The organism is Ancylobacter sp. VNQ12, from assembly GCF_049445835.1.
Classification (GTDB): domain Bacteria; phylum Pseudomonadota; class Alphaproteobacteria; order Rhizobiales; family Xanthobacteraceae; genus Ancylobacter.
Genome location: NZ_JBMSDU010000058.1, coordinates 1 through 2481, shown reverse-complemented (window position 1 = coordinate 2481; position 2481 = coordinate 1). Strand labels below are relative to the sequence as shown.

At 62.2% G+C, this 2481-nt stretch carries 1 protein-coding gene and 1 pseudogene; one reads left to right on the top strand and one right to left on the bottom strand.

The window, feature by feature from the left end:
• Window positions 1–182: 182 nt before the first annotated feature.
• A pseudogene (locus ACO2RV_RS25030) lies at window positions 183–1374 on the bottom strand (IS3 family transposase).
• 353 nt (window positions 1375–1727) lie between these two features.
• On the opposite strand from ACO2RV_RS25030, the gene ACO2RV_RS25025 reads away from it, so the two are divergent.
• Window positions 1728–2384 carry a hypothetical protein gene (locus ACO2RV_RS25025; RefSeq protein ID WP_423296908.1) on the top strand — a complete coding sequence of 219 codons (657 nt, stop codon included), beginning with the start codon at window positions 1728–1730 and terminating at the stop codon, window positions 2382–2384.
• The last annotated feature ends 97 nt before the right edge of the window (window positions 2385–2481 follow it).

Below are 2481 nucleotides of genomic sequence, written 5' to 3'. Positions count from 1 at the left end.
CCGATGTGCTCGACCGCATCGCCGGGACGCCGCAGAACCGGCTCGCCGAACTGCTGCCATGGAACTGGCAAATGCGAAACTGCCAGACGCCATAGCTGCCACAGCGCGGCCCTCGCCGGATGCTTACTGCGCTCCTGCAAGCCCAACAGCTCGATGTTGCAGTCTGACGTTGCCCCCAACTTCTATCCAGCTGTGAGTTCGCTCCGGCGGTTGGATTTGCCCTCTCGGGCGCGGGGAGCGGCGGGAACGGACGCGGAGCCATTCATGGTGCGGAGCGTCTGATCCCGCCGCGGGTGGAACGTTGAGGCGAAGCCCGTTGGCGTCTGCCATCCCAGCTTCGAGTGCGGCCGGTCGGTGTTGTAGTCGAGCTGCCACCGGGCGAGAGCGGCTCTGGCCTGGGTCTCAGGCTGGAGAACAGTGTTTCGTTCAGCAGTTCGTCCCGCAGGCGGCCGTTGAAGCTCTCGATGAAGCCATTCTGCATCGGTTTGCCGGGAGCGATGTAGTGCCACTCGACCCGGGCCGCGTCGGCCCAGGCCAGAATGGCATTGGAGGTGAACTCGCTGCCATTGTCGCTGACGATCATCTTCGGCCGGCCGCGCTCTGCCAGTAGCCGATCGAGTTAGCGCGCGACCCTCACCCCGGATAGTGACGTGTCCGCTACCAGCGCCAGGCATTCGCGTGTGCAGTCGTCCACGATGGCCTGCATCCGGAAGCGGCGGCCGTCGGTCATCTGGTCGGCGACGAAGTCGAGCGACCAGCGCTCGTTCGGTCGCAGCGGAATCATCATCGGCGCCCGTGTCCCGATCGCCCGCTTGCGACCGCCCCGCCGGCGGACCATCAGCCGTTCCTCACGGTAGAGCCGGAACAGCCGCTTGTGGTTGACCCGGAAGCCCTCCCGCCTGAGCATGACGTGGAGACGCCGGTACCCGAACCGCCTTCGCTCCTGGGCAATGGCCTTCATCCGCTCACGCAGCGAGGCATCATTCCCGCGCCTGGCTTTGTATCTCATGGTCATGCGGCAGAAGCCGGTGGCTTTACACGCCCGCCGTTCGCTCATCCCATGGACTTCCATGAGGTGGGCGACAGCTCTGCGCTCGGCAGCGGACGTCACCACTTCTTTCCCAGCAGATCCTTCAGTGCGACGTTGTCCAGCATGGCGTCGGCGAGCATGCGCTTCAGCTTGGCGTTCTCATCCTCGAGCGCCCGCAGCCGTTTGGCCTCCGACACGTCCATCCCGCCGAAACGGGCCTTCCACTTGTAAATGCTGGCGTCGCTGACCCCGTGCTTGCGACACAGGTCAGAGACCGGCACCCCGGCCTCGTGCTCCTTCAGGATGCTGATGATCTGCTCTTCCGTGAAGCGGCTGCGCCTCATGTTCTGGTCCTCTCTATGGGCCAGAACGAACTTCAATCTGGATTAGCCAGCAGGGGCAACGTCACTTCACCTCCTCCTCCCAATGCTCGCCGGGATCCTCGAGGCTCATCGGGGTGGAGTCGAAGTCAAAAGCGAACGGGTGATACCGCCGCCGCCCACGGTCGCGCACGTATGCATGCTGCTCATGATCATACAGGCCGCGCGGCAGATCGGCGACCGTAATGCCCCCCCGTGATATTGCGCTAGGTGGCGTCAGCGGCACTGCTCAGCGCCCAATTTGCGATTACGAATCCCGACACATGCTGTATTCATTCTGTAGGGTCTTATTTCCACTCAATCTCGTCATACGCACCATGACCAAGATCATTCGCATTCTCGTCCCGCTCGACAGCCAGGATGAACAAACCTTCGGCCTGGCGCTAGCTTATGCCGAGCAGATCGCCAAGGCCACCGGAGTCGTGGAAACCATTTTGCTCACCCATACTAAGGGCCAACTCGATGGTACGGGTCTGTCGCGCTTTCTAGGTCCTGCGGCGTCCAAGGCACTGATCAAGGGAAAAGCTGTCAGTCTGTCCTGGGGCGGCAAGCTTCGAGGTGAGACGATTAAAACCCTGGGCTTCCAAGCTCGGAATTCGGTCGTCATCGCCTACTATGCAAACGAGGCGCTTCTCGATTTCGTTGATGGGCTTCAAGGTATCGCCGGAGCCGTCGCCGTGCCTTGGGTGCCCGGTGAGGCCGATGGGTGGGCCGCCCGATGGAGCGTCCATGTTCACGGACAGGAGAAGCAACCTCCCGCAGTGCTGATCGACGATCCGATTGTAGTCCGGGCGCTGGAGACGTTGACCGCAATCATCAACCTGTCGACTGGCCTGGGACATCCCCGTGACAAGCAGGTGGCCAACGAGATCCTGCGCATCCTGCGGGCCAAAGGGCACGGCGATCCTTCCAGGACCATCAAATCATGGGCCATCCGCCACAACGTAAGCGTGGTCCCGGCGGCACCTTCATAGGTTGGGCGTGAAAGCGCAGTCTGACGATCCTGATTGGAGGATCGTTTTGTGTCTGGGCTTGACCATAGACTTGAGCCGGAGGTTGAGGTCCGGCGCT

What these genes read in the sequence shown, in the direction of transcription:
- ACO2RV_RS25025 (WP_423296908.1), top strand. Translation starts at nt 1,728, where the DNA reads ATGACCAAGATCATTCGCATTCTCGTCCCGCTCGACAGCCAGGATGAA.